The sequence below is a fragment of the Cyanobium sp. PCC 7001 genome, from assembly GCF_000155635.1.
In the GTDB taxonomy this organism is placed as follows: Bacteria; Cyanobacteriota; Cyanobacteriia; order PCC-6307; family Cyanobiaceae; genus NIES-981.
In genome coordinates this window covers 1,270,108-1,297,042 of the sequence record NZ_DS990556.1, presented here as the reverse complement: position 1 = coordinate 1,297,042, position 26,935 = coordinate 1,270,108, and the positions used below count along the sequence as shown (strand labels likewise).

The window sequence follows — 26,935 nt, the reverse complement described above, 5'->3', positions numbered from 1 at the left end:
GGGTTAGGATCCGGCCAGCAGACGCGAAGTGCAGTCGGTTGGTCACTGCCACGCAGCCCAAGACCGCAGCCACGGCAACGCGTCCGCCTCAGCTCCTCTCGTGGCAGGTCAAGGTCACCACAGCTCTACAGGCTGCCCCCGATTGCTGGGTTGCCTTGCCAGGTGGTCGCTACTCAGGCAAAAGCCTCCTCGCTGCCATCCTCGTCCTACGTGCCATGGACAGCCATGGTCCGGCCTTTCGTGGTGTGATCGCCCGAGAGTCACTCAAAGGCGGGGAGAAGCTGCTGGCGCTGGTCCACGGCTTGCTCCGCTGGTACTCAAAAGGCAAGGCCAAGTTTCAGAAGGTCGAGCGGCGTTGGACCTTACCGAATGGCGCCACGCTCACTTTTGAGCAGTTAGGCGATAGTCGCTCTCAGGACAAGCTCCAGGGTGGTGATTACTCGTTTTTGCTTGTCGATGACTGCGGCCTTGTGGACCAGAAGCTCGTCCGGCGGGTTACCACAAACCTGAGGACCACGGCGCCAGGCGTTCATCCTCAACTGGTGGTCACGCTGAACCCCGGCGACCGCTACTCAGCCGCATGGGCTCCACTAGTGAGGGTGAGGGTAAGGGGTGACCTCACGCCCGTCACCTCACCCGATTGGAGCGGTCAGCGCTGGATCATTGCCCACTCCAGCATCTTCGACAACACCTCGCTTACCAGGGACCAGCGCGAGGCCTACATCCGCCTCCTCAAGGCCGACGCCTACGGCCGACCACACCTTGAGGCTCAACAGATCGAGGGCTCCTGGGACGCCAGTGGCGGCGGGTTGTTCTCCGGGATCGACCTAGCTCCTGCCCGCCTACCGGACCCAACGCCAGGCGGCTCCGGTGCTCACCTATGGAATGGGCAGCTTCCGCGTCCCCTTCCAGGCGCTGAGGTCTTCCTTGCGATGGATTGGGGCGGCACCGTACCGACATGGTGCGGGCTGTTCTGGCTTGTTCCTCAGACGCTGGTGATCGACGGCGTTCGCATTGCACCGGACTCGCTGGTGCTGCTTGATGAGGTGCATACGGCCATGACACTGCCGAGTGGTGAGCTGGACCCGGAACGTTCCACCGGTCTGGCGACAACGCGGGAGGTGGCGGTGATGGTCGGGGCGATGGTGCGGCGCTGGGGCGTTCTGATGGCCTTGATTCCGCTGCGTAACAGGGTGCTCGATGCGGCGGCCTTTGCCCAGACCGGTTCCTCTCAGGGGTCGATTGGCGAGGAGCTGGGGCGGGCGGGACTGGTGATGACGCCAAGCCCCAAGGGTGATCGGGTGAGCGGTTTTAACCTCATTGCCGAGCGGTTCCATCGTTGCAACAGCGGTGCTCCAGGTCTGTATGCCGCGACGGGATGCCGGTACTACTGGACAAGCCTGCTGGCTGTTTCGCCGCATCCCACACGCCAGGGCGACTGCACCGGGCCGGATCACGCTTTAGACGCCACGGCTTACCTCTGCCGAGCGCTGGCGGGTGGTGTCGGGATGACCAGCGGCCCGAGGTGGCGGTGATGCCAGATACCCAGCCCCTTGACGCGCTGTTGACCGGTCGGGCGGTGTTGCCCACGGTCAAGTTGGCCGATCACGAGCACCGCCAGCGAAGGGCACTGCTCAATGCCGGACGACAAGGCTATGTGTGCTCGCTGGAGTTCGGCGTGCACCGGGTTCCGAAGGCCTACCGGAACCGGCGGCATATTGAGCACATCGTTAATCTATGGCGGCGTCAGATCCGCCCACGGCGTTGCGATCGAAAGGATAAAGACTTTATTCGGAATATGACAGGGTATGACCTAGTCCGAACAATCCGTTATGTCGAGCTGCTAGATGATGAAGATTACGACCGCGTACGGACAATCCCTGAGGTTGTGGCTTGTGTTGATGCAATGGAAGGGGAGTTAATGCGGCGCCTCAGGCCGGACTGGGTGCATGAAATGGGGCGCCTCAGCATGAAGGAACGGGATCATAATAAGATGACGCACTGGCGTCGTCGTAGCCGAATTCAGCATCAGAAAGAAAAAGAGCAGAGGCTAGCTGAGCTGGCAGCTCTGACCCCCATGCAGCGTGCCGAGCGAGAACGTGAGAGGCGGCTCAAGCACGCCGAGGCAATCAAGAAAGGCAAGATCATGGCGGTCCATCGTCGCGCCGCACAACAGGAGCAAAGGGCCGAGGTGGCCGCCAAGCTCAATGAACTCACGGACCTACTGGAGGTCGCCATGCAATTGGAGGATCAGCCATGAGGACGACGGATCAGCACGAACTGGCACGGCTCAAGGCCTTACGGGCGGATCTGGACCGAAGGATCGAACGGATGGAGCGAGGCGACCGTGAGACGGGACCTTCCCGGATGGTGCGCCCCACGACCTACACCAACGGGGCTAGGGACGTTGGTGGCAATCCGTTTTCGATGGGTACCCGTAACGCGACGAATGCAGCGCAGTTAATCCGCGAGGATCCCAAGAAGGCCAAGCGGCTTTACCGGGAAGCTCATAAGGATGGGACAATAGACCGATTGATGGAGAAATCTTTCGCGGCCTGGGTGTGATGAATGGCTATGACCACGAGGAACTGGGGCTCCTTAGGCTTAAGCGCCGCAGCCATCACCCGCCATGTGTCCTTGACTTGGACGAAAGGCCCGCTCGGTTGGTGGCAGTGGATGACGACCACGTGGAAGTGAGGGTGTATCGGGATGGGCGGTGGGCGTGGGAGACGACGTTGGTAAGACCGGATGAATGGGTCCGGGAGCGGCCGATGCGGCGGAGGAAGGCCTAATGGCTGCCCCTAGGACGTTGGGTGAGGCCGTCGCGGCGGATCGTCTCCATCGGTGGCGGATGGCGAATGACGACGCCTACCGAGAACGCCATCGGGAGATGGAACGCACCACGCGGGAGATGGCGGAACGACGGCGGCAGGAGGCGGAGATCGACCTCAACGTGGAGCCAGCCCTAGGTGCGGCTGTGGTGATCCCGAGGATGGGTGCGATCCCGGAGGAGCATTGGGGGCGGATCGGGACTTACCGAGGCCGTGTGCGCCGCCAGCCCAGTGGTGCATGGGTTGGGGTGGTGGAGTGCGAGGAGGCACGCCAGGCGCGGCGGCTGACGGTGGAGGAGTTGAAGCAACAGGGGAGGGACCGAACGCTGCACCCTGACGAGGAGCCCCGACCCGTAGCGAGGTACAAGCCGCTACCAGTCCGCCTCAAGGTGGAAGTACCAGTGCGGTTGCTGTCGTTGGCACCGAAATCTAGATTGCACGAACCAAGCCACAGGGCAGAGGGTTGCCACGGCCGCCTGTCTGAGGAGACCGAGGCGGTGCTTGAAGAGGCGTTCTTTGACGCATTTGGGAATACATGAGACGAGGGGGGAAGGCTCTGTGTGCTTCAGCTTTAACCTGTCAAACCGCTGAAAGGTATGGGAAGAAAAGATATCTAAACTCAATTAAACAAACTTAAGGCATTATTCTTCGGTTGACGTCGAGGCGCCTAGTTGACTGCTCAGTGCCGATATTGCTTTCGTAGCGGCGGCCTGTTTATTCTCTTTTTCAAGCTTTGCCAGCTCCTCATCCAGTATTAACTCGATAGCAACTAGGACCACTTCAAAATTTCTGAGGCATTCTTCATCGCTTAGGGCATGAACACCCTTGCTCATGATTTTCCAAACGTGGCTGTTGTCGACAAGGAAATCCGGAAGATGGTTTTTCAGAAGCCTAACTTTATCGTCCATGCGTCCATTGGAAAACATTTGTTCGTCCCAGTCGGAAGCGGTCTTGGCTTTGTTGTGGGCTTGCTCAATAAGGTGTTCAAAAATGCGTCGAAGATATACAAATGCTCCAACTCCAATGCCATGAGCTGAAAGGCCGATTGCACATACCAGCTCTCTATGGCGTTCTTTGCCAAGTACGGATCTATACTTGCCGATATCAGGTCGTTCAAGATCGGCACGGGAAGGGTATTGGCCAATTTTCTGAAGAACGCCATTATGTGCTCGGAATATGAAATAAACTTGATGGGAGGAGTCTCTTGAACAGGCTAATCCCAGATAAAAGATATAGTTTTCGTGGCGGAAACCACCAAAGCTAGAGGCTAAGCCGCTGCTTTGATTGTAGCGCGCTTCCTGATCGTTTGTGCCAACCTTAAATACGCTTTGCTGGCCGCACTCGTTGCAGTATAGGTCAAGTGTGCCGCTAAAGCACCCAAGTGATTCAAAAGATGCAGCCCCTCGGTCTTCAAAGGAAAACTTGGTGTAGAGGGGTGTCCTCAGGCAAAAATCTTCTGGAGAGGGATAGGTCGTAAGATTCGTGCTCTGTTCGGCTTCCGCAGGTTGTTGCATGGTTGCTGTTTGACTAATTGCTAGAGGGCTGAGCTGTCTGTATGCAAGATGACTTTATCAGGAGTTAAGGGTTGATGCTACGTCCTCCTAAATCTTGCCTACTGCATTAAGTCAACCGCACGGTCAGTTCACGTTCAGTCCGTACCGGTGGACGTACTCCCCTACTTCGATCACCAGCTCAGTGGTTCCCGCCCGATGCGCTGCAATGCGGACTCCTGGGGCGGGTAGCTGCACCCATGCCACGTCCGCCACTTCCCGGTCGATCACCTCGCACCTCACACCGGTCCAGTCACACCAGCGGTTTGAGTATTCCGGCGATACGGCCGAGTGGTACGTCTTGGCAGCTTCCACTAGTGATGGCACGTAAGTCAGCCGCCCCAGTGCTGCCGTGAACGCATGACCAGGCGGGAATGGTGCCGGTGTCGAGGGGATCAGGCGCAGCATCGGCGTCTGGGCGTGGCCCTTCCAATCCAGCTCGTCATCGAGGCCTGAGGTCCACGGCAATGGTGCAACCGGCTTAGGGATCAGGTTTCCGTCGGTGTCGAACTGATCGACGTTGAACTGGGGCCGAGCCGGTGCCGCGTAACGCCAGCTCGTCGTCATGGTGCAACCTCCAGCCTCAGCTCAGCCTCAGAGGTTGTCTCCTCTCCACTAGTGAGCTGCCCACCGGCAAGGCAGCGAATCCGCCACAGGCCGGGATAGAGCTGCACTTGCCAGCCCGGTACGAAGGGCTCCCATCGCCGGGTGGCATAGGGCCTGGAGATCCGCCACTCCTGCCAGATCATCCCGGTGGTGTTCGTCCCGGTGAGCGTGTCGGCTGAGAACGTCACCACGTCACCAGCGACCGGGTGCTGAATGGAGCATCGGATCGTTGGTCGTTCGATGCCATCGACCCGGATGGCCTGGCTGCACACCTGGCCCGACCGGTCGGCCTTCTCCACAATCACCGCGCCATTGCCCCCGTGGAGCGCCCTGAGCAGGATTGCTCGGTCATGCCGAAGGCTTGGACCCATCAGGGTGAGTCCGGTGCGGTGGGACGCCTCAGACCCCGGCGATGGCTGGCTGGCCTCGATGGAGCCAGCACCGAAGGCCAGCAGGGTCGGCATGGTTTCGATGCCGCCTCCCGCTACATAGCCCCGCTTTTGGTAGCCGCACGCCATGGAGGTAATGAGGTTGCCTTCGCTATCGGTGATGCGTGGCGGGCCGTCCTCCAAGATCGACGGAACGATCGGGGGCTGGCTCATCACCGTCACGGCCGAGACGTTCGCCGTCGTGGTGACACGGGAGACCGTGCCTCGACCCATGAAGTTGGATTGGCTGCCCTGATGGTGCTCCAGCTCCAGGACGCCACCGGGGCGGTGTGCGGTGACCTGCCAACCATGGCCGTCGTAACTGACTGTCGAGCCAAGCCGAGGCGGTGAGAGGCGTCCCATCAGAGCTGCCCCGCTGCGCGTGCGGCCTTGAGGATCTTCCGTTCTGCTGCCTGGCGTTCCAGTTGCCTGGCGGCGGGGGCGGGAGCACCGACGGCGGCGATACGTGCCTTATCCCGCACCTCGTTTTCGGCATTGGTGAGCCTCAGCGCCTCCAACTTCTCCCGCATCCGCTTCTCGGCGTCGGTCTGCCAAAGGTCGATCGACTTACGAATCAGCGCAGCCTTAGACGGCACCATCGCCACCATGGTCTCAATATCGAGGTTGGTATCAAGGAGCTGGCGGCCAAGCGCGGGGCTGGCCTCGACCTTCCCGTGGGCGACGCGGAATAGTTCCACCGGTAAGGCCGTCTCTAGGCCGAGTTTCTCTGCAAGTAGGGGATAGTGAGCCTGTAACCAACCTGCCGCAGTGGTGTTTTCGGCAAGCCAGGACAGGAAGGCGTTCTCGCGGGTCGGAACGCCTGGCAGTTTCGCCTCATCAATGAGCTTGAGGGCAGCCTCAGCCCATGGCGGGGTGCCGTCTTCGCCTTCTGGCTGGGTCTCCTCTTCGGCTGTGACCAGCTCCTCAATCTCGGCGTCGGGAACGTCGTCGGCTGGTTGAGGTAGGTCGTCGGCAGCTTTTACCGGTGTTTCTATGTAGCCACGCTTGCCAATAGGCCCGCTCTCTGCTGAAACATAACCTCCGGCCGTTTCAGACTTGCTATTATCAGGATGTAATCCTTTGCTTAGGATGCTCGGTTTTTCTCCGGCCATTGATACAGCACTATGGGAGTCAATTTTACACGCAATAGCCCATTCAGTGGTTAGGGCAGGTGACGTAGCGGGATAATTGGGGAGAGCGTCTTCCGCATCCTTGCCTGGGCTGCGCTCGGGTGGGATGCTTTTTGCTGCTGGTCATACTAGCTGTGAGTTTCACTATGTAGGTTGGCTGACAAGTGGGCATGAGCCCAATGCCCATTGAGGTGTCACCGTCTAGTGACCAAGCTCACTTGGATCAAATTGCGTAGCAGTTGGTGCCGAGTGCAGTGCCTGGCTGGGTGCACTTTACTGGCCCCCTTCACTTCTTACGACTGCTGAAAGTATAATAAAAACAATATAAAAAGAAAAGCTTAGCACTACGATGTAGTGACTATAGGAGATCAAGTCCAATGCTGTTGCCTTGAGCCAGATGAAGATATAGCGCACATGGCCAACTGTGGTTCTCGGGCGTTCAATTTGCAAAAGTGTATACAAATAATCTGAAGAAGTATGGTTCTCGTATTTCTCAAGAATGCTATAGTATTCCTCTACCAACCCGCTATACAAGTTATCGTCAACATTAGATGATTCCAGTCCGGCAAGCTTTCTGGCGAAGCGTCCCAGCTCTACAGCATTTCTATGCATTGCCTCTGCTCTAGAAATGAATCGCTCCTGGCCGAGTAACAGCGAGTATGCGAGCAGCAACACTGCCAAAATTGCCTGTAATGCGCTCAAGTATTGAGTGGATATTCTAAATTGTACTTCAAACGCTTTGGCCAACGGGACTAGTACGAGGGCGGCGGACAGTAACGCGACAGTCCACTGCGAAAATTTGTGGTGCCTTTCAAGGCGAGCGCTGGCGCGGAACCGTGACTTGCTGGTTTTCTTTGTGCGCCTAAGGAGTTCTTTGACGCTATCATCGAGATCCTCTGTTGTCACAAGCATCTAACTCTGTATTTGATGGTTCTGTGATTCACCCCCCATCGGCCATTGCCTTTCCGATAGCCAATTCGGGCGGTGATCGTCTGATTCTCGAACCCCCCCCCTCCTGAGATCTCAGGATCGAGATCCAAAAGTTAGCTGTGGTTCATGGGGCAGAAACCCAACTGCTCTCCCTGTTACACAAAGTCAATTTACGCTCGGGTGCAAGCCGAGCTAGCGCCGAGAGAAGTTGGCCTCGTACTTGGCGGTGTCGGGGTCAATGTGGCCGAAGGCCCAGCCGTAGTCGGCGAGCCAGTCGTTGATGGCCAGGTAGAGGCCGTGGGTTTCGGTGTTGGCCCATGGGCAGCCTTCTTCGCGGAGTAGGTCTCGCTGGCTGAGCACGCGTGCGGCTTGATCTGGGGCGGTTGTGGTCATGGCGCTGGCGCTGGTGGCAGTTGACACAGGGGTCTTGCTTGACGCCCTAGGGGTGCTGCTGGGTGCCGTGCTGCCGCTGGGTCGCCGCCTGCCCCGGCTGCCGCGGCTGGCTTTGGCCCTGGGGGCCATGGTCCTGTTCGTGGTGCTGGCTGGTCCGCAGCCGTCGGTGCTGCGGGCCGTCCTGATGGGCGGAATGGCGCTGGCCGTGATCGAGTGCGGCCAGCAGGGACGTCCCTTCGGGATCCTGATGGCCAGCGCCCTGCTGCTGCTGCTGCTGAAGCCGGCCTGGCTGGCCGATGTGGGCTTCCAGCTCAGCGTGGTGGCCACCGCGGCCCTCGTTGTGGCGGCCCCTCCCCTCGAACAGGCCCTGCGCCAACGCCTGCCGCAGCGATGCCCGGCCTGGTTGGCCGCCTCGATGGCCGTGCCGCTGGCGGCCTCCCTCTGGACCCTGCCGCTGCAGCTGTTCCACTTCGGCGTGGTGCCGCTCTACGCCGTGCCCGCCAATCTGCTGGTGGCGCCCCTGCTCACCCCGCTCACCCTCGGGGCCATGGGCATGGCGCTGCTGGCGGCCCTGCTGCCCGGGCTGATCCCTGTGCTGCTGCCTCCGGTGGCCTGGCTGGGGGGCGTGGTGCTGGGGATCGTCAAGGCCGTGGCCGCACTGCCGCTGGCCCAGTGGCAGCTGGGCCGCCCGACTCCCTTGCTGGTGCTGCTGCTGGCCCTCGCCCTGGGCTCCATCGGCCTGTCTGGGCTGCCGCGTTGGTGGCGCCGCCTGGCGCCGGGGCTGCTGATGCTGGCGACCCTGGGGCATCTGGCGCTGCTGCGGGGGGATCAGCTGGTGCTGGTGCACCAGGGCCAGCGGGACCTGTTGCTGGCTCGCCACCAGGGCCGGGCCGCGCTGGTGAGCACCCAGGCCGATGGGCTGAGCTGCTCCCGGGCACGCCAGCTGGCCACCGGGTTCGGCGTCGCCCGGTTCGACTGGGTGCTGGTGCTGGATCCCCTGGCCGCGGCGGAACCGGCCTGCTGGCAGGCTCAGGCCGGACTGGTGCTGGCCAGCGAGGACGGCAGTCCGCCGCTCCAGCAGGGACAGTGGCTGGGCAGCCCCGGCCTGGTGGCGGAGGCCCTCAGTGCGGACAGCCGGGCGGTGCGACTGACCCTGGGATCCCGCCGCTGGCTGCTGCTGCCCGATCGTCAGGCGCTGTGGGCCTGGCGGCAGCAGGCCGAGCCCCCAACGCTGCCCGTGGGTGAAGGCCTCTGGCTCGGCTTTCGGCCACGGCCCGCCGAGCGGCGGTCACTGCCCGCCAGTCGCGACCAACCCGTGTGGCTGAGCGGTGGCTGGCTCAGCGGCGGTGACGGCGCAGAAGCCACAGGGGGCGCCCCACTGCCTCCGGGCTGGGCGGCCACGGGACCCAGTGGCTCGTTGCAGCAGGGGTGGGGCTGACCGGTCTTTAGAGTGCCCGCGGCCCGCTGGGCTCCCACCTGGAGAGGTGGCTGAGTGGTCGAAAGCGAACGACTCGAAATCGTTTGAAGGGCAACCTTCCGTGGGTTCGAATCCCACCCTCTCCGTTTCGATCCGCTGTTCAAGGCCCGGCCTGACGGTCACGATCCCCAGGGTCGGAGCAGGCCTGGGTTCGGACCAGAGCCCTGGGCGCAGCCCATGAAAAAGGCGGTAACCGGATGGTGCCCGCCCGAGGAACGTCTTCGTCACAATCGTATTACAGACCGTGAACGGCGCTTCTCAGGATGGGGCCCGTCGCTGCTCGTGCCTGTCGGGTTGCCGTTGGCATGGCTGTTGCCTTGGGCGGTGCCGCGGCAGGCGCCAATCGAGCCCATGGCGACTGGGTTACGCGCGGATGTGCCCGTGGCACCCTCCTGGTGCCGTGTCTAGGTTGGATTCAGCTCCAGCAGCCTGGTGACGGTGATGCGGATCACCCAGTGCGACGGCCAGTTCCTGGTCTCGTTGAACGCCCAGGAGGCCTCCCGGCTGATGGATGCCTGCGCCATGGTGGTGCTGGCCGCCGATTCGGTGCCGGTGGCCACGTTGCCCCCCGAGATGGCCACCCTGCTGGGGGATCTGTTCGAAGGGCTGCGGGCGCCGGCCGGCTGTGCGGCCTCGAGCGACCAGGCTCCTGAGGCCTGAGTGGCGTCGGCGTCGGCGGGCCTGGTGAGCACCGATTTGGTGAGCAGCGTGTGGGTCGGGCCATGGCCTGGTTCGTGAAGCTGGAGGAGGGGATCGTGACCAAATCCCGCTTCGATGCGGTGGTGCCGGAGCATCTCGCCTGGCTGGCCCAGCTGGAGCAGCAGGGGCACCGGCCCGTGAGCGGCTACTGGGCCGATCGCCGCGGCTGCAATGGGGATGGGGCCGGCGGCATGCTGCTGTTCTGGGCCGACACCTGGGAGCAGGCCGATGCTCTGGTGCGCCAGGACCCGCTGATCCGGCGGGGCTGCGTGCGCTGGACGCTGCACGCCTGGGCCACGGTGTACGGCAGCCCCGGCGCCAGTGAAGACGGGTTCAGAGCTGGACGATCAGAAAGCGCTGGACGATCAGGAGTGGAAGAGCAGCACCAGTCCTGAGCTGATCTGGTGAAACTCCCGTTCCTCCCGGCTGAGGTCCAGGCCCACCTGCAGTCCCTCCTTCAGCGCATCCTCGTAAGGGGGAGCGGTGGGCGCCTTGCCCGCATGCCAGAGGGCCGCGATGCCCACGGGCGTGGCATGCCACCGGAAACAGGCAGTGGTCCCGATGTCCGGCTCCTGGAGGGCTTCTTCGAGGAGTTCGCGAATCGGCATGGGCCCAGCAACGTGACAGCAGCTTCGGCAGATCCTTGATGCACGGCAATCAGCTGAGAGCTTTCGTGATGAACAGGGTCAGGATCCCAGTGAGCAGCCCCGCTCCCAGCCACAGACCCTCCAGCCGCCGGGAGAGTCGCAGCATGGCCTCAACGCTGGCCTGATCCGGCGGCGGTGATCCGGCGGCCAGCAGCGGCTTGGGCTTCTCAAGGCCGCCGTAGCGGTTGATGCCCCCCAGCTGCACCCCCACCACGTGGGCATAGGCCGCCTGGGACACCCCGGCGTTCGGGGAGGGATCCGGCGCTCCGTCCCGCAGGGCCCGGCGCAGCACACCCCAGGCCCGCACCGGGCCTGGGCCGCCCGCCAAGGGCAGGGTGAGGGCCACCAGCCGGCAGGGCAGCCACACCAGCAGATCATCCAGCTGGGCGCCGGCCGTGCCCAGCCAGGTGAGCCGGCCGCGGCGGTAGCCCAGCATCGAATCCAGTGTGCTGGCGGCCTTGAAGGTCCAGGCCAGGCACAGAGGACCCGGCGCCCCGGGCACCAGTCCGCCGAGCGCGGCGCCGACCAGCATCCAGAACAGAGGCGCGAACAGCCCGTCCACGGCGTTCTCACTGGCGGTTTCGGCCAGGGCCCGCAGGATCCCGCGGCGGTCGAGTTCCGCCGTGTCGCGCCCCACGATCCAGCTCAGGCGCCGGCGGGCCGGCTCCAGATTCCGCTGTTCCACCTCACTCAGGGCGAGCACGGCCTGCACCTCCTGCTCCAGACTCCTGCCGGCCAGGGCGCTGGCCAGGGCGATCACCAGCACCGCCTGCCCCAGGACACTGCCGCTGGCCCAGGTCTCCAGCAGCCAGCCGCTCGCCCCACTCAGGCCCACCACCGCCAGGGTGATGGCGATGCCGGCCCAGCGCAGCCGCCCCGGCCGGTCGCCGGCCCAGAGCTCCGCCCCCTGCCGCAGCCGGCCGATCAGCCAGCCCATCACCTGCACCGGATGCAGCCAGCGGCGGGGATCGCCGAGCAGGCGGTCGAGTGCGGCGGCGGCGATCACCGCCCCCAGCGGCAGCAGCGGTTCGAGCGGTTCGGGGCCCATCGCTCAGCGGCGGGCCGGCCGCAGCGCCTGCCGCCCCAGGGGCCAGGCCACCGCCAGGAAGGCCAGCAGCTGCAGCGGCAGGGCCAGCCCCAGCCCCAGGGCCTGGCTGAGCAGCCCCATGCCCAGGCTGCCCGCCAGGCCGCCGATGGCCCCCGAGTGCTGCAGCACCTGCCAGCGCAACGGGGCGTCTCCCAGCTGAGCCATTGCCTCCACCAGGGCAGCATCGCTGGCGGCGGCCAGGGCGCCGAGGGGAAGAAACAGCAGCACGGTGGCCCAGCCGGGCGTGAGCTGGCCCAGCGCCAGCAGGGCAGCCATCAGCCCGTAGCGCAGGGGGCCGGCCAGGCTCGGCAGCAGCCCCGTGACGCCGCGGCCGAGCCCGTAGGCCGCCAGCACCATGCCGAAGTCGAAGCAGTTGCCGGCTCCCACCTGCCGCACCCAGAGGGGGAGCAGGGCGAAGAGGCTGCCGAACAGCAGCCCTTGCAGGGCGGCGTGGCGGCTGAAGGGAATGGCGTGGGCGGCAGCGCCGGCGGGGGGCTGTTCCTCCGGAGCCTCGGCCCCGCGCACCACGGGCACGCCCAGGGGCAGCAGGAGCAGCAGGGCCGGCGCGAACTGCAGCGCCGCCGGGAACAGCAGGGCGGTGAGCAGGTGGCCCAGCAGCGCCCCCAGGTCGGTGCCCCGGCGCAGACCCTGGATCGTGCTGCCCCGCCAGCGCAGCAGCTGGCGCTGCAGGGGCAGCTGGCTCATCTCCAGCCCGAGGCCGAACAGCAGCACCGCCAGCAGGCACAGCGGCAGCAGCACGGCGCGGGGCACGCCACCGCTGAGCTGGCCGATGCCTGCCCCCAGCAGGGCCAGCACCGCAGCCAGCTGCAGTGCGTAGCCCGCGGGACGGCGCTGCAAGGGCAGCAGCACGGGCAGGGTGGCCAAGGCCGGCAGCAGGCTGTTGATCAGGGGCGAAGGGCTGAGCCCGCTCACCAGCCAGGCCGTGGCGGCCAGGGTGAGGCTGCTGCCGGCCTGGCTGGAGCCCCAGAGCAGCGCGGGGGGAAGGGACGGGAGGCGCATGGCCCCCGACTCCGGCTCAGGCGGCCTTCAGCCAGCTGAACATCGAACGCAGCCCCTTGCCCACCTGTTCGATCGGATGCTGGGAATCGCGCTCGCGGATCCGGGTCATCTCGGGCTTGCCGGCCTCGCATTCGGCCACGAAGTTGCGGGCGAAGGTGCCGTCCTGGATGTCGGCCAGGATGCGCTTCATCTCGGCCTTGGTGTCGGCGGTGATCAGCCGCGGGCCGCTCACGTAGTCGCCGTACTCGGCGGTGTTGGAGATCGAATCGCGCATGGCGGTGAGGCCGCCCTTCACCATCAGGTCCACGATCAGCTTCACCTCGTGCAGGCACTCGAAGTAGGCCAGCTCGGGCTGATAGCCCGCCTCCACCAGGGTCTCGAAGCCGGCCTTCACCAGTTCGCTGAGGCCACCGCAGAGCACGGCCTGCTCGCCGAACAGGTCGGTCTCGGTCTCCTCCTTGAAGTTGGTCTCGAGGATGCCGGCGCGGGTGCCGCCGATGCCCTTGGCATAGGCCATCGCCAGATCGCGGGCCTTGCCGCTGGCGTCCTGCTGAACGGCAAAGAGGGCCGGCACGCCCATGCCGTTCTGGTACTCCCAGCGCACCGTGTGGCCCGGACCCTTCGGCGCGATCATCACCACGTCCACATCGGCCGGGGGCTGGATCAGGCCGAAGCGGATGTTGAAGCCGTGGGCGAAGCTCAGCACCTTGCCGGCGCTCAGGTGCGGTGCGATCTCCTTTTCGTAGATGGTCTTCTGGATCTCATCGGGCAGCAGCACCATGATCCAGTCGGCCTTGGCGCAGGCGTCGGCGACGCTGAGCACTTCAAGGCCGTCGGCCCGGGCCTTCTCGGCGGAACGGCTGCCCTCGTAGAGGCCCACCACCACGTTCACGCCGCTGTCCTTGAGGTTCAGGGCATGGGCATGGCCCTGGGAGCCGTAGCCGATGATGGCCACCGTCTTGCCATCCAGCAGGCTGAGATCGGCGTCGGAGTCGTAGAAGAGCTGGGCCATCCGGGCAGGTGCGCAGGCAGGGAGCAAGGGTCGAGCTTACGCAAGTGCCCGGCCCGCTCCTGTTGCTCATCCGTTGGCTCATCCGTTGGCCCAACCGTGCGAGTTCAGGCCTCGCTGGGATGGGCGATCACCCTGTCGATCAGGCCGTAGTCCTTGGCCTCGGCGGCGCTGAGGAAGTAGTCGCGGTCAGTGTCCTTCTCGATCTTCTCGAAGGGCTGGCCGGTCATGTCGGCCATGCTGTGGTTGAGCATGTCCTTGATGCGCAGGATCTCCTTGGCCTCGATGGCGATGTCGCTGGCCTGCCGCTGGCTGGTGCCGCCCAGGGGCTGGTGAATCATGATGCGGCTGTGGGGCAGGGCGAGCCGCTTGCCCTTGGTGCCGGCGCCCAGCAGGAAGGCACCCATCGACGCGGCCAGGCCCACGCAGATGGTCACCACGTCGCTCTTGACGTACTGCATCGTGTCGTAGATGGCCAGACCGGCCGTCACCGAACCCCCAGGGGAGTTGATGTACAGGTAGATCGGCTTGGAGCTGTCCTCCGAATCGAGATACAGCATCTGGGCCACGAGGGCATTGGCCACGGCGTCGTTCACCTCCGACCCCATGAACAGGATCCGCTCCACCCCCAGGCGGGTGTAGATGTCGACCCAGCGCTCGTACTGGCTGCCGGGCAGGCGGTAGGGAACGCTGGGGGTGCCAATGGGCATGGCTCGGTGGCGGCGGGGGAGTGGGAGTTGGAGTTGGAGAGGAACGGGTTGAATCGCTGCCGGTTCAGCCGATGCCGCTCGGGCTGCGGCCGGCGGCCAGGGGCACCCCGGCCGGCACATCCTTCTGGCTGGTGAGCACCCGGTCGATCAGGCCGTAGTCCTTCGCCTGCTCGGCCGTGAGGTAGGTCATGCGGTCGGAATCCTTGGAGAGCTGCTCCACGCTCTTGCCGGTGTTGTCCGCCAGCATCTGCAGCATGGTGCGCTTGTTGTGCAGCACCTCCTGGGCGCGGATCTGGATGTCGCTGGCCTGGCCCTGGGCGCCGCTACGGGGCTGGTGCAGCACGATCGTGGCGTGGGGCAGGGCCGCCCGCTGGCCCTTGGTGCCGGCGCTGAGGATCATGGCGGCGGTGCCCATGGCCTGGCCGATGCAGATGGTGTGCACCGGCGGCTTCACGTAGCGGATCGTGTCGGCGATGGCGAAGGCCTCGGTTTCGAAGCCGATGGCATCTCCGGTGAACCAGGAGGTGCCGGTGGAGTTGATGTAGAAGAAGATCGGCTTCTCGGGGTTGTCGAACTCCAGGTAGAGGAGCTGGGCGATGATCAGCTCGGTCACATCGATGCCCATCTGCCGCTTGGCCTCGTCATCGCTGAACAGGGGCAGACCGAGGTACACGATCCGCTCCTTGAGCAGCAGCGAGGGCAGGTCGGGCGGCGGGGTGCGCAGCACGGCGGAATCGCCGTAGTAAGGAGCTGACACCGACATCCGTTGACCCTGGCAGGCACTGGATCGGAGCCTAGCGGGGAGGCCTCGGCTTGCGCTTGCCGTTGCCAGGGGCGGCCCCGTCGCCGGCGCTCTGCCCCACCGCTTCCCTGCGGGCGAACACGATCCGGCCGGTGGGGTTCTGCAGGGCGCCGGTGACGATCACCGGCAGCCGCTCGCCGATGTGCTCCCGGGCTCCCTCCACCACCACCATGGTGCCGTCATCGAGGTAGCCCACGCCCTGGTCGGCCTCCTTGCCCTCGCGGGCGATCTTGAGCTGGAACTCGTCGCCCGGCTGCACCTCGGGCCGCAGGGCGATCACCAGCTCGCTGAGGTTCACCACCCGCAGGCTTTTCACCTCGGCCACCTTGGCCAGGTTGTAGTCGGTGGTGAGCAGGGTGCCGCCGGTGTCCGCGGTGAGCTCCTGCAGCTTGTCATCCACCCCCTTGCCCTCGTAGCGGGTGCTGTTCACCACCAGCCGCCGTCCGTACTGCTCCCGCAGCTCGCTGAGCAGCTTGAGGCCGCGGCGGCCGCGGCCCCGCTTCTCGGCGTTGCCCGAGTCGGCCAGGGCCTGCAGCTCATCGATCACGCTCTGGGCCACGATCACCTGGCCCTCCAGCAGGCCCGAGTCGAGCAGGCCGCGGATGCGGCCGTCGATGATCACGCTGGTGTCGAGGATCTTGGCGCTCGCCGGCCGCAGCACCCCCTCCGCCACCAGCAGGGCCTCGGTGGTGCCGGGGCTGAACAGCCGCAGCAGGGTGCGGCCGTGCACTTCGGCCAGGTTGTAGCCCGACACCCCGAAGAACACGTTGCTGAGCACCGCGGCCAGCGGTTTGACGAACACCACCTCCCAGGGCAGGGGCAGCAGCAGGATCGGGGCCAGCAGCAGGTTGGCCACCAGCAGCCCGAGGATCAGCCCCACGGCGCGGCTGATCAGCAGGTCGGTGGGCATGCTGCGCACCTGCTGCGTCAGCCGGCGCCGCAGCTGGCCGAAGAACACGCCGGCGATCAGCCCGAAGAAGGCCCCGAATCCCCCCAGCACGGTGCGCAGCCCCTCGGGGTTGTCCACCTGCACCAGCAGGTTCTCCGGCAGCAGATCCACCCCCAGCCAGCCGGCGGCGGCGCCGGAGACCATGAACAGGATCAGGATGAGGGAGTCCACCATTCCCGCCGTGCGTGGCTGCCCGAGCGATCCACACCGCAGCTTGCCTGAAACCGGCCGGTTTGGCCGGCAGAGGTAACCGCACTTGATCGCTTCCGCACCTTCGGCCGTGCCCTTTCCCCCCCGCAGCGCCTACCTCCACATCCCCTTCTGCCACCGGCGCTGCTTCTATTGCGATTTCCCGATCGTTCCCCTCGGTGACCGCGCCGGCCCCGCGCCCGGTCAGCCCGGCGCCGCCTCGATCGACGCCTATCTGGCACTGCTGCGGCGTGAGATAGGCCAGGCGCCAGGGGCAACGCCCCTCAGCACCGTGTATTTCGGCGGCGGCACCCCCTCCCTGCTGGAGCCGACCCAGATCGGGGAGCTTGTGAGGGATCTGCGGCGGCAGTTCGGACTGGCCCCCGGCGCGGAGATCACCCTGGAACTGGATCCGGCCAGCTTCGATCGCCAGCGGCTGCGGGGCTATCTGGCCGCGGGGGTGAACCGGGTGAGCCTGGGGGGCCAGAGCTTCGACGACGGAGTGCTGCAGCAGCTGGGCCGACGCCACAGCGGCGGCGATCTGCGCGAGGCGGCCGGCTGGTTGCGGCAGGCCCACCGGAGCGGTGCGCTGGGCAGCTGGAGCCTGGATCTGATCCAGGCCGTGCCGGGCCAGACCCTGCCCGCCTGGCGCCAGCAGCTGGAGGAGGCGATCGGCAGCGGCGCACCCCATCTCTCGGTGTACGACCTCACGATCGAGCCGGGCACCGTGTTTGCCCGGCGCCTGGAGCAGGGCCGGCTGGAGCTGCCGCAGGACGATCTGGCCGCCGACCTGATGGAGCTCACCAGCTCGGAGCTGGCGGCGGCAGGGTACGGCCGCTACGAGGTGTCCAACCACGCCCTGCCGGGCCATGCCTCGCGCCACAACCGCGTGTACTGGAGCGGTGCCGGCTGGTGGGGCTTCGGCATGGGGGCCACCAGCGCTCCCTGGGGCCAACGGCAGGCCAGGCCCCGCACCCGCGATGCCTACCGGGCCTGGCTGACTTCGGGCGCAGCGGAAGCAGGGGCAGGGGAGGCGGGGATGGCGGAGATCGGGGTGGACCCGGGGATGCCCTTGGATGAGCGGCTGATGGTGGGTCTGCGCCGCCGCGAGGGGGTGCGGCTGCCCGAGCTGCTGCGTCAGGTGGGCTGGGATGACATGGCGATCGCCGCGGGGCTGGGGCGGCTGCGGCGGCAGCTGGAGCCGTGGATGACCCGTGGGCTGCTGCTGGAGGAGGGGGAGCGCTGGCGGTTGAGCGATCCGGAGGGCCTGGCCCTCAGCAATGCGGTGCTGCGGGAGCTGTGGGTCTGGTGGGATGGCTCTGGGAGCTCAGCCAACGCCGCAGGGCTTCCACGGCCAGGGCCCGCCCCTGCAGCAGCGGTGGGCTGAACGGGGGCTGGCGGCTGGTGAGGCCCAGCAGATCGGCGGTGACGCGCACCTGGCCGTCGCAGGCCTCTCCGGCACCGATACCGATGAGGGGGATGGCCAGGCCGGCCCGCAGCTCGGCCGCCACGTCCGGCGGCACGTGCTCCACCACCACGGCAAAGCAGCCCGCCCGCTCCAGGGCCTCGGCCTCCCGCTTCAGCCGCTGCTGGCCGGGGGCATCGGCGGCCTGGCGGCGGTAGCCGCTGCGATGCACGGCCTGGGGCGTGAGGCCCACGTGGCCCATCACCGGAATGCCGCTGCGCACCAGCCGATCGATCACGGCCAGGGTTTCGGGTTCGGCCCCCTCCAGCTTCACGGCGGCCGCGGGACTCTCCTTCAGCACCCGACCGGCCGCCGCCACCGCGTCGTCGGGCGCGCACTGGTAGCTGAGAAAGGGCAGATCACAGATCAGCAGCGGCTCCTGCCCCGGCGAGCAGACACTGGCCATGCCGCGGGCCGTGGCCCGGCAGTGGTGCAGCATCTCGTCGAGCGTGACGGGCAGGGTGGTGGCATGGCCCAGCACCGTCATGGCCAGGGAATCACCCACCAGCACGGCATCCGCTCCGGCTTCGGCCACCACCGCTCCGGAGAGGGCGTCCCAGGCCGTGAGGATGCTGATCGGCAGGCCGGCCTGCTTGCGACGGGCCAGGTCGGCGGGGCGCAGCGGCACGGGGCTGAGGGGCGAAGGGGAGCATTGCTAGCATCCAGCCGACTCGGACCCACGCGGCTCTGACGCCCAAACCTGGTCAGGACCGGAAGGGAGCAGCCACACGGGATGCTCAGGGCAGGCGTGGACTCCGGGTCACCCTCTTCGGGCAGCAGTCGCCCTGAACGGCGCGACTGATCTTTCTTGCTCTTGCTCAGCTGGGCTGCTCAGCTGTCCTGCTCAGCTGTCCTGCTCAGAGCTGCGGCCCTGGCGGTTGAGCAGGAACGGCGGAATCTTGGCGCCCTTCTCTTCGGTGCTGGGGGTGAACGGGGTGGTGCCGGTGAAGCTCATGGCCGGCCGATCGGTGCGGTACGTGGTGCCGCCGTCGAAGCCGGTGGCGATCACGGTCACGTGGATCTCCCCTTCGAGGCGATCGTCCACCACGGCGCCCACGATGATGTTCGCCTCGGGGTCCACCACCTCGTAGATCACCTCGGACGCGGTGGTCATGTCCTCGAGGGTCATGTCCTTGCCGCCGCTGATGTTGATCACGCAGCCCTTGGCGCCGTCGATCCGGGCCGACTCCAGCAGCGGGCTGCTCATGGCCGCCTGGGCCGCCTCGCTGGCCCGGCTGCGCCCCGAGCCCACTCCGATGCCCAGCAGGGCCGTGCCGGCGTCGGACATCACCGAGCGGATGTCGGCGAAGTCCACGTTCACCAGGCCAGGCCTGGTGATGATGTCGCTAATGCCCTTCACCCCCATGCGCAGCACGTCGTCGGCGGCGCGGAAGGCCTCGTTCAGCGGGGCTCCGGCGATCTCATCGCGCAGCCGATCGTTCGGGATCACGATCAGGGTGTCTACGTGCTCCGCCAGGCGGGCGATGCCCTCCTCCGCCTGACGCATGCGCTTGCGTCCCTCGAAGCTGAACGGCTTGGTGACGATGCCCACGGTGAGGGCGCCCACCTCCTTGGCCACCTCCGCCAGGATCGGCGCCGCGCCGGTGCCGGTGCCGCCGCCCATGCCGGCGGCGATGAAGATCAGGTCGGCCCCCTGCAGCGACTCCTGCAGTTCCGCCCGCGATTCCTCGGCCGCCTTCTGGCCGATCACCGGGTTGCCGCCGGCCCCCAGGCCCCGGGTGAGCTTCTGGCCCAGCTGGAGGCGCTTCTGGGCCGCCGACTGCAGCAGCGCCTGGGCGTCGGTGTTGAGCACCCGGTAGCCCAGACCCTGCAGGTCGGAGGCGATCATCCGGTTGACGGCATTGCTGCCGCCACCCCCCACCCCGATCACCTCAATGCGGGCCGACTGGCTGGGAACAATGCCGGCGGCGGCGGTCGGGGTATGGGTCATGGCGGCACGGGTGAGGGAGGCACCATTGGCGGTGGGGCCTTCAGGAACCAGGGTGTGTTCACCGGTGTGGATCGGCGGCACGAACTTGGGGCCGTCGTCTTGCGCCATGGGGCAGGAGTGCCGGTGAGCTGGGCTGCATTATGTCGGTAGCTGGCGGTCCTGACCTTGTCGCTTGGCGACGGTTTGCCGGTTTCCTCGCAGCATTGGCCGCTTTTTGGCCGCAGAACCCCGTCGCGGGGGCCGTTTCAGGGCTGTTGCGCCGGCTTCTCGGTCGGGGGTGTGCCCACCAGGGCGAGTTCGGGCTGCTCGGGATCGCTCAGATCCAGGGTGCGCAGGCGCTTGCCCTTCAGCTGGGCCGGCAGGGTCTCCACCAGGTGGTCCAGCACCTGCAGACGCCGGGTGAGCTGGGCGTCGGCGGGCCCGAGCCGCACCTCCCCGAGGGTGGCGCTGCGCAGCCAGAGGCTGCCCTCCGGGGCGAATCGGATCTCCTTGAGATCCGGGCCGAGCACGGTCCGTTGCGCCAGCACCTTGCTGAGGCTGGCCCGGTGCCGGGGCTGCCAGCCCTTCACCAGCAGGCCCGCCGTGGCCTCATCGGCCATCAGCTCGCCCTGGTGGCTGTTCATCCAGTGGCCCAGCCGGTCCACATAGCCCCGCTCCACCCCCTGGGGGGTGCGCCGTTCGGCCCGGGCCACGGCCTGGCGGTCCACCAGGCTCACCCGCAGCCGCGGCGGTGCCATCAGCCGGGTCACCTGCACCTCCTCCACCGGCAGGGTCTCGGAGAGGTCGGTGGCGAGCTTGCGGGGCTGGAGGGTCAGCAGGGGCTGGGGGAAGGTGAGTCCCGCCGCCTCGATCACCCGCTCAGGGGTCACCATCCTGCTGCCCACCACCTCCACCTGGCCGGGGCCGGTGAGGCTCCAGCCCTGGCGCAGCAGGCCATAGCCGAGGCCGCCGGCGATCCCCAGCAGCACCAGCAGGCGCCAGGCGTTGCGCAGCCGCTCCCGGCGCCGCTGCAGCCGCAGCTGGCGCCGCCGTTCGGCTCCGGGGGGAAGGGTTCGCGTCTGGGTCACAGCTCGCAGCGGGAGCGGGCCATCAGTTCGGCCATCCAGCGGCGGGCGCGTTCGGCATCGGAGAAGGGCAGATCCTTCTGCTCACCACCGCCCACCAGCCGGAGCCTGCAGGCACCCTGGGCCTCCTCGGTGAGGGGAGCCTCCCCGGAGCCGAGGGCCAGCAGTTCCACCAGTTCCAGCTGCTTGATCACGAACCGGTCCTTCTCCGCCAGCTGACCCGCCGAGAAGGTGCTCCAGCTCAGTACCCCATCCACGAGGCGCGCGGCGCCGCAGCCATCCAGCTTGGCCAGCTCGGCCCCTTCGGCCCAGGCGCGGAACAGGTGCTGCCGCCGCCGCTCCAGCCACCCCAGGGTGGTGAGCAGCACGAAGATGAGCAGCAGCGGCAGCCAGAGCAAGCCGTGAATCATGCCGGGAGTCCTCCCATCTGCAACGCCGGACGGGGCCAGTCTCGTGCCGCCGTGATCAGCCCATCCACCAGGGTGTCCAGAGGCACACCCGAGGCCTCCCACAGCATGGGGTACATGCTCTGGCTGGTGAATCCCGGCAGGGTGTTGATCTCATTGAGCCAGAGCCGGCCTTCACCCCCATCTCCAGGCGCTGGCGCCGTGTAGAAGAAATCCACCCTGGCCAGCCCCGAGGCGTTCAGCGCCCGGCAGGCCTCGAGGGCCATGCCGCGCGCCTGGGCGGCGATGCCCTCGGGCACATCGGCGGGGATCACGGTGTGGCTCCGTCCCTCGCTGTACTTGGTGGCGTAGTCGTACCAGTCCGCGTCGTAGCGGATCTCGCCCAGTACGGAGGCTTCCAGCGGCCGGGGGCCGCCGCCGCGCACGGCGCACTCCAGCTCCCGTGCCGTGACGCCCTGCTCCACCACCAGACGCGGGTCGAGGGCGGCGGCGCTGCGCAGCCCGGCAAGCAGACCGTCGCGGTCGGTGGCCTTGCTGATGCCCACCGACGACCCCAGGTTGGCCGGCTTCACGAAGCAGGGGTAGCCCAGCTGCCGCTCCAGCCGCTCCAGCACCGCCGCCGGGTCGGCCTCCAGCTCGCCCGCCTCCACGCAGGCGTAGGGCACCTGGGGCAGCTCTGCGGCCGCCAGGGCGGCCTTCATCGCCTGTTTGTCCATCCCCACGGCAGAGCCGAGCACGCCCGAGCCCACGAAGGGCACCTGCATCAGGGTGAACAGGCCCTGGATCGTGCCGTCCTCCCCGTTGGGCCCATGCAGCACCGGGAACCACACCTCCATGGCCAGGGCGCCTGTGGGGAATCCCTGAAAACCCGGACGGGCCGGGGCGGAGGCCAGCTGTTCCGGGCTGGCTGGCGTGCCCTGGTCCAGCACCTGCTCGGCCAGCTCCGGCCCCCACCAGCGCCCCTGGGGGTCGATGTAGAAGCAGCTCACCGCATAGCGCCGCCCGTTCTCGCCGCGGCGCAGGGCCGCGGCGACGGTGGCCGCCGACCGGATGGAGATGGCGTGCTCGCCGGAGGCTCCACCGAACACCAGGCCCACGCGGACCGGGCCGGGGTTCGCGACGGGGCTGGGCTCAGGGGGCATCGCGGGCGAACCAGCCCCAGCGGGCTGAAACTCAGGCCAGTGTGCCGCTCAGCGAGAAGGCCCGCACCTCCTCGATGCGCACGTTCACCAGATCGCCCGGCTCCACCGCACGGCCATCGGGGCGCAGCGCCGGGAAGAAGGTGAGCCGGTTGGTGCGGGTGCGGCCCATGCGCTGGGAAGGATCCCGCGGGTTGGTGCCCTCCACCAGCACCTGCTCGGTGCGGCCGGCGTAGCGGGCGCTGCGGCGACGGGCCTGCTGCTCCACCAGGGCATTGAGCTCCCGCAGCCGCTCCACCTTCACCGCCTCGCTCAGCTGATCGGGCCAGTCGGCGGCGGGGGTGTTGGGCCGTGGCGAGTAGGCGGCGGTGTTCACCTGGTCGAAGCCGATCTCCTCCACCAGGCGCAGGGTGTTGCGGAACTGGGCGTCGGTCTCGCCGGGGAAGGCCACGATCACATCCGCGCTGATGGCGGCATCGGGCATGCGTTCGCGGATGCGGTGGACGATGCGCCGGTAGCGCTCCACCGTGTAGCCGCGGGCCATCGCCTTGAGCACGGCGTCATCACCGCTCTGGAAGGGGATGTGGAAGTGCTCGCAGACCTTGGGCAGGGCGGCGCAGGCGTCGATCAGCCGCTCGGTGAAGTAGCGCGGATGGCTGGTGGCGAAACGGATCCGCTCGATGCCCTCAACATCGTGCACGAACTGGAGCAGATCGGTGAGGGTGTGGCGGCGGCGGCCCTCCGGGGTGATGCCGGGCAGGTCGCGGCCGTAGGCATCGATGTTCTGACCCAGCAGGGTGGTCTCCTTGAAGCCCCGGGCGGCCAGCCCCTCCATCTCCAGGCGGATCGCCTCGGGCAACCGGCTCTGCTCCTGGCCGCGCACCGAGGGCACCACGCAGTAGGTGCAGCGCTCGTTGCAGCCGTAGATCACGTTCACCCAGGCGCAGACGCTGCTGTCGCGGCGGGCGGTGGTGATGTCCTCGAGGATGTGGTGCTCCTCGGTGGCCACCACCTGCTGGCCCTGCTCCACCTGGCTCAGCAGGGTCTCCAGCCGGTTGGCGTGCTGGGGGCCCATCACCAGATCCAGCTCCGGCACCCGCCGCAGCAGCGCTTCGCCCTCCTGCTGGGCCACGCAGCCCGCCACCACCAGGGTGAGATTGGGGTTGGCCCGTTTGCGCTGGGCCTGGCGGCCCAGGTAGCTGTAGACCTTCTGTTCGGCGTTGTCGCGGATCGTGCAGGTGTTGTAGAGCACCAGATCCGCCTCCAGTTCGGCGCCGGCTTCGCGGTAGCCCATGGCCTCCAGGATTCCGGCCATGCGCTCGGAATCGGCCTTGTTCATCTGGCAGCCGAAGGTGGTGATCCAGTAGCTGCCCCGTTGCACGGGCCGATCCGGGGCCGCAGCCGTGGCTGGAGCTGCGGCCGGAGCCTGGATCGCGGCGGTGGGTTGGAGTCGGGTGGCCGTCATCGCTCCAGTTTCCGACATGGGGTGCGTGACCTGCGCTCTTGGGGTGGGTGAGGGCCGTCGATCCATGCCAGCGTGAGGCCAACGCCCGACCTGCCGGCACACCGAGCCGATGCGCTGCCGCCTGCGCCGCTTCACCCTCACCAAGGCCGTGCCGCTGGCCATCAGCCGTGGGGTCACCGCGGCGGTGGAGCACCTGCTGGTGGAGGTGGAGCACGACGGCCTGCGGGGCTGGGGGGAGACCGGCGGGCTGGACACGGGCCACCGGCACTACGCCACCGAAGCTGTCGCCGCTGAACTGGAGCCGCTGCTGCCGCAGCTCGGCGAGGCCTCGCCTCTGGAGGAGCAGGCGCTGGAGCCGCTGCTGGCCGGATTGTCGCCGCCGGCCCGCTGCGGCCTGGATCTGGCGCTGCACGATTGGCGCGGCAAATGGCTCGGCCAGCCCCTCTGGCGGCTCTGGGGCCTGGATCCGGGTGCCTGCGCCGCCACCAGCGTGACCCTCGGGCTGGGCTCCACCGAGGCTGTGCTGGCGCGGCTCGCGCGCTGGTGGCAGCAGCTCCCCGCCACCCGCATCAAGCTCAAGCTGGGCAGTCCGGACGGTGTGGACCACGACCGCGCCCTGCTGACGGCGGTGGCGGCGGCGCTGCGGCAACGACGGCAGGACACGGGCGTGGCCTGTGAGCTGCAGGTGGATGCCAACGGCGGCTGGACCCTGGAGCAGGCCCTGGCGATGCTGCCGCTGCTGGAGGCCCACGGGGTGGTGCTGCTGGAGCAGCCGCTGGCACCCCACCCCGATCCGGCCTGCGACACCGCGGGCTTCGCTGCCCTCCATCCCCACTGCCCCCTGCCCCTGGTGGCGGATGAGAGCTGCTGGGGCCTGGACGACCTGCTGCGCCTGGCCCCCCACGTGGACGGGATCAACATCAAGCTGCTCAAGAGCGGCGGGCTGAGCGAGGCGCTGCTGATGGCCCGCACCGCCCGGCGGCTCGGGCTCGGGCTGATGCTGGGCTGCTACTCCGACGGCTCCCTGCTGAACGGGGCCGCCGCCCAGCTGCTGCCCCTCGTGCGCTGGCCGGATCTCGACAGCCACCTCAACCTGGTGGACGACCCCTTCACCGGGCTGCACTGCGCCGCTGACCAGCTGCAGCTGCCGCGGCAGCCTGGCCTCGGCATCGCCGTGCCCGCCGCCTGGCAGGGCAGCGCCGCCGGGCCGCTGCGGCCGGAGGCGCCGGTGGTGGTGCTGCTCCATGGGGGGCTCGACAACCTCTCCGGCAAGACGGGGCTGGCCCTGCTGCGTTACCGCCCGGGGCCGATCGTGGCGGTGGTGGATCCCCGCCATGCCGGCGCCAGCCTGGAGGCCGTGACCGGCATCGAGCGGGCGGTGCCCGTGGTGGGGAGCGTGGCGGAGGCCCTGCCGCTGGGCCCGGAAGTGGCGGTGATCGGGCTGGCCCCCTCGGGGGGCCAGCTGCCTGGGGAGGCGCGGGCCGATGTGGCGGCGGCGCTGCGGGCCGGCCTCTCGGTGGCCAGCGGCCTGCACAGCCGCATCGCGGCGGATCCCGAACTGGCCGCCCTCCGCCATCCGCAGGCCTGGATCTGGGACCTGCGCCAGGAGCCTGCCGCTCTGGCGGTGGCCGCGGCCCGGGCGGCCGCCCTGCCCTGCCGCCGCCTGCTGGCCGTGGGCAGCGACATGGCCGTGGGCAAGATGAGCGCCTGCCTGGAGCTGCTGGCCGAGGCCCGGCGCCGGGGGCTGGAGGCCCGCTTCGTGGGCACGGGCCAGGCGGGAATCCTGATCTCCGGCGCGGGGGTACCGCTCGATGCGGTGCGGGTGGACTACGCCGCCGGTGCCGTGGAGGCCGCGGTGCTGGAGGCGGGCCGGGACCTGGGCCCGGCCGCTCTGCTGCTGGTGGAGGGGCAGGGGTCGCTGGCCCACCCCGGCTCCACCGCCACCCTGCCCCTGCTGCGCGGCAGCCAGCCCACCGATCTGCTGCTGGTGCACCGGGCCGGCCAGCGCCACATCAAGGGTCTTCCCGCCCTGGCAATCCCGCCCCTGGGGGAGCTGATCACGGCGGTGGAGGCCCTGGCCGCCCTGGCGCGGCCGGATGGGAGGCGGCCGCGGGTGCGGGCGGTGGCGCTGAACACGGCCGGCCTCGAGCCGGGGGCGGCCCAACGGGCGTGCGCTGAGGTGGAGCTGTCCACAGGGCTGCCCTGCGCCGATCCGGTGCGGTGCGGCGGCGGCCGTCTGTTGGACGCCCTTACCTGACCAGCGCGCCTGGCTGATCTGTCAGCAGTGAGGAAGTCTCAGCAGTGAAATCAGCAGTGAAAAAAGAGGGCGAGCGAGGGGATTCGAACCCCCGAATGGCGGCGCCACAAGCCGCTGCCTTAACCACTTGGCGACGCCCGCCGTGATCCGCGCCAATGTACCAACCCATCGCCTGGGGTCCGGACGCTTTCCCTGTCCAGCGCCCGCCCGGCGGTGCCAATCTGTCAGCACTGCCGCCTCCGGTGTTCCTGCCCTCTCCCGCCCGCCCCTCCTGGCTCTCCCCCTGGCTGGGCGTGCCGGCCCTGCTCGCCCTGGTGGGAGGCAGCCTGGCCTGGACCAATCCCGGTCCCGCCGAGTTCGCCGACTACGCCGGTGAGCGGCTCGTGAAGGAGATCACCGCTGAGGTGTGCCACGGCGATCGGCTGCCGGGTCTGCTGCGCCTCGCCCTCGGCAACTGCCCCGAGCTGGTGGCGGCCCAGCGCCAGGCCCTCGGGGCGCTGGTGCTGCAGCAGACCCGGCGCACCAACCTGGGGCTGCTCAGCGTGTATCACAGCGATCTGGGCGGCCAGCGGGTGCTGCGCTGGCGCGTTCCCCGGCTGGAGACCACCGTGGTGGGCGTGGCCGGGCAGTTCGTGCTGGTGCAGGGCCGGGAGTTCGTCGGCGACCCGGCGCCCGAGCCGGCTCCCGAGCCGGGCGTCACCGCCGGGACTGCGCCATGACTTCCCTGTGA

The 26,935-nt window shown here is 67.6% G+C and carries 27 protein-coding genes, 2 tRNA genes, 1 other RNA gene and 1 pseudogene; 11 read left to right on the top strand and 20 right to left on the bottom strand.

What is annotated here, in order from left to right; translation table 11 throughout:
* The first annotated feature begins 38 nt into the window (after window positions 1–38).
* Window positions 39–1,535, top strand: coding sequence for a terminase large subunit domain-containing protein (locus CPCC7001_RS06380; protein ID WP_071778279.1), 1,497 nt, complete (start codon window positions 39–41; stop codon window positions 1,533–1,535).
* Window positions 1,535–2,260: a hypothetical protein gene (locus tag CPCC7001_RS15045; protein ID WP_156796699.1), complete on the top strand. Its 726-nt coding sequence runs from the start codon at window positions 1,535–1,537 to the stop codon at window positions 2,258–2,260. Before CPCC7001_RS06380 ends, CPCC7001_RS15045 begins: the two co-directional genes overlap by 1 nt.
* A gap of 1,212 nt (window positions 2,261–3,472) precedes the next feature.
* On the opposite strand, the gene CPCC7001_RS15040 is transcribed toward CPCC7001_RS15045, so the two are convergent.
* The 6 genes from CPCC7001_RS15040 to CPCC7001_RS15020 form a co-directional block, all read right to left on the bottom strand.
* Window positions 3,473–4,345, bottom strand: a complete 873-nt coding sequence (locus CPCC7001_RS15040; protein ID WP_006909055.1) for a hypothetical protein — start codon at window positions 4,343–4,345, stop codon at window positions 3,473–3,475.
* A gap of 123 nt (window positions 4,346–4,468) precedes the next feature.
* On the bottom strand, window positions 4,469–4,948 hold the full coding sequence (locus tag CPCC7001_RS15035) for a hypothetical protein (protein WP_156796698.1): 480 nt from the start codon (window positions 4,946–4,948) through the stop codon (window positions 4,469–4,471).
* The gene (locus CPCC7001_RS06360) at window positions 4,945–5,778 is read right to left on the bottom strand and encodes a hypothetical protein (RefSeq protein WP_006910467.1); all 834 of its coding nucleotides are present in this window, start codon (window positions 5,776–5,778) and stop codon (window positions 4,945–4,947) included. The genes CPCC7001_RS15035 and CPCC7001_RS06360 overlap by 4 nt, the downstream gene beginning before the upstream one ends.
* Window positions 5,778–6,527: a hypothetical protein gene (locus CPCC7001_RS15030; protein WP_156796697.1), complete on the bottom strand. Its 750-nt coding sequence runs from the start codon at window positions 6,525–6,527 to the stop codon at window positions 5,778–5,780. The genes CPCC7001_RS06360 and CPCC7001_RS15030 overlap by 1 nt, the downstream gene beginning before the upstream one ends.
* Window positions 6,528–6,818: 291 nt before the next feature.
* The gene (locus CPCC7001_RS15025; RefSeq protein WP_225867189.1) at window positions 6,819–7,451 is read right to left on the bottom strand and encodes an SLATT domain-containing protein; all 633 of its coding nucleotides are present in this window, start codon (window positions 7,449–7,451) and stop codon (window positions 6,819–6,821) included.
* A 216-nt stretch (window positions 7,452–7,667) separates the two neighbouring features.
* Entirely contained in the window at window positions 7,668–7,835 is a 168-nt protein-coding gene (locus CPCC7001_RS15020; protein WP_156796695.1) for a hypothetical protein, read from the bottom strand.
* Window positions 7,836–7,902: 67 nt separating this feature from the next.
* Between CPCC7001_RS15020 and CPCC7001_RS06350 the strand changes: the two genes are divergently transcribed.
* The 4 genes from CPCC7001_RS06350 (at window position 7,903) to CPCC7001_RS06335 (ending at window position 10,439) form a co-directional block, all read left to right on the top strand.
* Window positions 7,903–9,306 carry a ComEC/Rec2 family competence protein gene (locus CPCC7001_RS06350; protein WP_225867188.1) on the top strand — a complete coding sequence of 468 codons (1,404 nt, stop codon included), beginning with the start codon at window positions 7,903–7,905 and terminating at the stop codon, window positions 9,304–9,306.
* A 40-nt stretch (window positions 9,307–9,346) separates the two neighbouring features.
* Window positions 9,347–9,431, top strand: a tRNA-Ser gene (locus tag CPCC7001_RS06345).
* Window positions 9,432–9,777: 346 nt separating this feature from the next.
* On the top strand, window positions 9,778–10,005 hold the full coding sequence (locus tag CPCC7001_RS06340; protein ID WP_006910832.1) for a hypothetical protein: 228 nt from the start codon (window positions 9,778–9,780) through the stop codon (window positions 10,003–10,005).
* Between the two features lie 62 nt (window positions 10,006–10,067).
* Entirely contained in the window at window positions 10,068–10,439 is a 372-nt protein-coding gene (locus CPCC7001_RS06335; RefSeq protein ID WP_071778277.1) for a YciI family protein, read from the top strand.
* On the opposite strand, the gene CPCC7001_RS06330 is transcribed toward CPCC7001_RS06335, so the two are convergent.
* From CPCC7001_RS06330 to CPCC7001_RS06300, 7 genes are all read right to left on the bottom strand, one after another.
* Window positions 10,410–10,652: a hypothetical protein gene (locus CPCC7001_RS06330; protein ID WP_043368694.1), complete on the bottom strand. Its 243-nt coding sequence runs from the start codon at window positions 10,650–10,652 to the stop codon at window positions 10,410–10,412. The genes CPCC7001_RS06335 and CPCC7001_RS06330 overlap by 30 nt on opposite strands.
* 49 nt (window positions 10,653–10,701) lie before the next feature.
* Complete coding sequence (gene cbiB / locus CPCC7001_RS06325) at window positions 10,702–11,739, bottom strand: adenosylcobinamide-phosphate synthase CbiB (RefSeq protein ID WP_006910226.1); 1,038 nt, start codon at window positions 11,737–11,739, stop codon at window positions 10,702–10,704.
* Between the two features lie 3 nt (window positions 11,740–11,742).
* The gene (locus CPCC7001_RS06320) at window positions 11,743–12,798 is read right to left on the bottom strand and encodes a hypothetical protein (protein WP_006911513.1); all 1,056 of its coding nucleotides are present in this window, start codon (window positions 12,796–12,798) and stop codon (window positions 11,743–11,745) included.
* A gap of 16 nt (window positions 12,799–12,814) precedes the next feature.
* A complete protein-coding gene (gene ilvC, locus CPCC7001_RS06315; protein WP_006910910.1) occupies window positions 12,815–13,810 on the bottom strand; it encodes a ketol-acid reductoisomerase in 996 nt (331 codons plus the stop codon).
* Between the two features lie 104 nt (window positions 13,811–13,914).
* Window positions 13,915–14,517, bottom strand: a complete 603-nt coding sequence (locus CPCC7001_RS06310) for an ATP-dependent Clp protease proteolytic subunit (protein WP_006910680.1) — start codon at window positions 14,515–14,517, stop codon at window positions 13,915–13,917.
* A gap of 64 nt (window positions 14,518–14,581) precedes the next feature.
* Complete coding sequence (locus CPCC7001_RS06305) at window positions 14,582–15,280, bottom strand: ATP-dependent Clp protease proteolytic subunit (protein WP_006910754.1); 699 nt, start codon at window positions 15,278–15,280, stop codon at window positions 14,582–14,584.
* Window positions 15,281–15,311: 31 nt separating this feature from the next.
* Complete coding sequence (locus CPCC7001_RS06300) at window positions 15,312–16,442, bottom strand: PIN/TRAM domain-containing protein (RefSeq protein ID WP_006911541.1); 1,131 nt, start codon at window positions 16,440–16,442, stop codon at window positions 15,312–15,314.
* Window positions 16,443–16,548: 106 nt separating this feature from the next.
* Between CPCC7001_RS06300 and CPCC7001_RS06295 the strand changes: the two genes are divergently transcribed.
* On the top strand, window positions 16,549–17,844 hold the full coding sequence (locus CPCC7001_RS06295) for a coproporphyrinogen-III oxidase family protein (protein ID WP_006910724.1): 1,296 nt from the start codon (window positions 16,549–16,551) through the stop codon (window positions 17,842–17,844).
* On the opposite strand, the gene panB is transcribed toward CPCC7001_RS06295, so the two are convergent.
* A complete protein-coding gene (panB, locus tag CPCC7001_RS06290; RefSeq protein ID WP_071778352.1) occupies window positions 17,732–18,544 on the bottom strand; it encodes a 3-methyl-2-oxobutanoate hydroxymethyltransferase in 813 nt (270 codons plus the stop codon). The genes CPCC7001_RS06295 and panB overlap by 113 nt on opposite strands.
* Before the next feature lie 46 nt (window positions 18,545–18,590).
* Here panB and ffs point away from each other — a divergent pair.
* Window positions 18,591–18,687: signal recognition particle sRNA small type (ffs, locus tag CPCC7001_RS14365), an RNA gene on the top strand.
* A gap of 79 nt (window positions 18,688–18,766) precedes the next feature.
* On the opposite strand, the gene ftsZ is transcribed toward ffs, so the two are convergent.
* From ftsZ to miaB, 5 genes are all read right to left on the bottom strand, one after another.
* Entirely contained in the window at window positions 18,767–19,873 is a 1,107-nt protein-coding gene (gene ftsZ, locus CPCC7001_RS06285; protein ID WP_043369667.1) for a cell division protein FtsZ, read from the bottom strand.
* Between the two features lie 245 nt (window positions 19,874–20,118).
* Complete coding sequence (locus CPCC7001_RS06280; protein ID WP_006909746.1) at window positions 20,119–20,940, bottom strand: cell division protein FtsQ/DivIB; 822 nt, start codon at window positions 20,938–20,940, stop codon at window positions 20,119–20,121.
* A complete protein-coding gene (locus CPCC7001_RS06275) occupies window positions 20,937–21,347 on the bottom strand; it encodes a hypothetical protein (protein ID WP_043368691.1) in 411 nt (136 codons plus the stop codon). The genes CPCC7001_RS06280 and CPCC7001_RS06275 overlap by 4 nt, the downstream gene beginning before the upstream one ends.
* Window positions 21,344–22,486 carry a D-alanine--D-alanine ligase family protein gene (locus CPCC7001_RS06270; RefSeq protein ID WP_050757081.1) on the bottom strand — a complete coding sequence of 381 codons (1,143 nt, stop codon included), beginning with the start codon at window positions 22,484–22,486 and terminating at the stop codon, window positions 21,344–21,346. The genes CPCC7001_RS06275 and CPCC7001_RS06270 overlap by 4 nt, the downstream gene beginning before the upstream one ends.
* 31 nt (window positions 22,487–22,517) lie before the next feature.
* Entirely contained in the window at window positions 22,518–23,948 is a 1,431-nt protein-coding gene (miaB, locus tag CPCC7001_RS06265; protein WP_006910097.1) for a tRNA (N6-isopentenyl adenosine(37)-C2)-methylthiotransferase MiaB, read from the bottom strand.
* A gap of 109 nt (window positions 23,949–24,057) precedes the next feature.
* On the opposite strand from miaB, the pseudogene CPCC7001_RS06260 reads away from it, so the two are divergent.
* Window positions 24,058–25,119: pseudogene (locus CPCC7001_RS06260) on the top strand (dipeptide epimerase); the annotation flags it as partial.
* A gap of 60 nt (window positions 25,120–25,179) precedes the next feature.
* Entirely contained in the window at window positions 25,180–26,205 is a 1,026-nt protein-coding gene (locus CPCC7001_RS06255; RefSeq protein ID WP_083782668.1) for a DUF1611 domain-containing protein, read from the top strand.
* 68 nt (window positions 26,206–26,273) lie between these two features.
* On the opposite strand, the gene CPCC7001_RS06250 is transcribed toward CPCC7001_RS06255, so the two are convergent.
* Window positions 26,274–26,346: transfer RNA gene (locus CPCC7001_RS06250), tRNA-His, on the bottom strand.
* Window positions 26,347–26,447: 101 nt separating this feature from the next.
* Here CPCC7001_RS06250 and CPCC7001_RS14010 point away from each other — a divergent pair.
* Window positions 26,448–26,924, top strand: coding sequence for a DUF4359 domain-containing protein (locus tag CPCC7001_RS14010; RefSeq protein WP_006910466.1), 477 nt, complete (start codon window positions 26,448–26,450; stop codon window positions 26,922–26,924).
* Window positions 26,925–26,935 lie beyond the last annotated feature (11 nt).

Excerpts from the sequence above, each read along its gene's own strand:
- CPCC7001_RS15045 (WP_156796699.1), top strand. The coding sequence starts at position 1,535 with ATGCCAGATACCCAGCCCCTTGACGCGCTGTTGACCGGTCGGGCGGTG.
- CPCC7001_RS15040 (WP_006909055.1), bottom strand. The coding sequence starts at position 4,345 with ATGCAACAACCTGCGGAAGCCGAACAGAGCACGAATCTTACGACCTAT.
- CPCC7001_RS15035 (WP_156796698.1), bottom strand. The coding sequence starts at position 4,948 with ATGACGACGAGCTGGCGTTACGCGGCACCGGCTCGGCCCCAGTTCAAC.
- CPCC7001_RS06360 (WP_006910467.1), bottom strand. The coding sequence starts at position 5,778 with ATGGGACGCCTCTCACCGCCTCGGCTTGGCTCGACAGTCAGTTACGAC.
- CPCC7001_RS15030 (WP_156796697.1), bottom strand. The coding sequence starts at position 6,527 with ATGGCCGGAGAAAAACCGAGCATCCTAAGCAAAGGATTACATCCTGAT.
- CPCC7001_RS06335 (WP_071778277.1), top strand. The coding sequence starts at position 10,068 with ATGGCCTGGTTCGTGAAGCTGGAGGAGGGGATCGTGACCAAATCCCGC.
- CPCC7001_RS06330 (WP_043368694.1), bottom strand. The coding sequence starts at position 10,652 with ATGCCGATTCGCGAACTCCTCGAAGAAGCCCTCCAGGAGCCGGACATC.
- cbiB (WP_006910226.1), bottom strand. The coding sequence starts at position 11,739 with ATGGGCCCCGAACCGCTCGAACCGCTGCTGCCGCTGGGGGCGGTGATC.
- CPCC7001_RS06320 (WP_006911513.1), bottom strand. The coding sequence starts at position 12,798 with ATGCGCCTCCCGTCCCTTCCCCCCGCGCTGCTCTGGGGCTCCAGCCAG.
- ilvC (WP_006910910.1), bottom strand. The coding sequence starts at position 13,810 with ATGGCCCAGCTCTTCTACGACTCCGACGCCGATCTCAGCCTGCTGGAT.
- CPCC7001_RS06310 (WP_006910680.1), bottom strand. The coding sequence starts at position 14,517 with ATGCCCATTGGCACCCCCAGCGTTCCCTACCGCCTGCCCGGCAGCCAG.
- CPCC7001_RS06305 (WP_006910754.1), bottom strand. The coding sequence starts at position 15,280 with ATGTCGGTGTCAGCTCCTTACTACGGCGATTCCGCCGTGCTGCGCACC.
- CPCC7001_RS06300 (WP_006911541.1), bottom strand. The coding sequence starts at position 16,442 with ATGGTGGACTCCCTCATCCTGATCCTGTTCATGGTCTCCGGCGCCGCC.
- ftsZ (WP_043369667.1), bottom strand. The coding sequence starts at position 19,873 with ATGACCCATACCCCGACCGCCGCCGCCGGCATTGTTCCCAGCCAGTCG.
- CPCC7001_RS06275 (WP_043368691.1), bottom strand. The coding sequence starts at position 21,347 with ATGATTCACGGCTTGCTCTGGCTGCCGCTGCTGCTCATCTTCGTGCTG.
- CPCC7001_RS06270 (WP_050757081.1), bottom strand. The coding sequence starts at position 22,486 with ATGCCCCCTGAGCCCAGCCCCGTCGCGAACCCCGGCCCGGTCCGCGTG.
- miaB (WP_006910097.1), bottom strand. The coding sequence starts at position 23,948 with ATGACGGCCACCCGACTCCAACCCACCGCCGCGATCCAGGCTCCGGCC.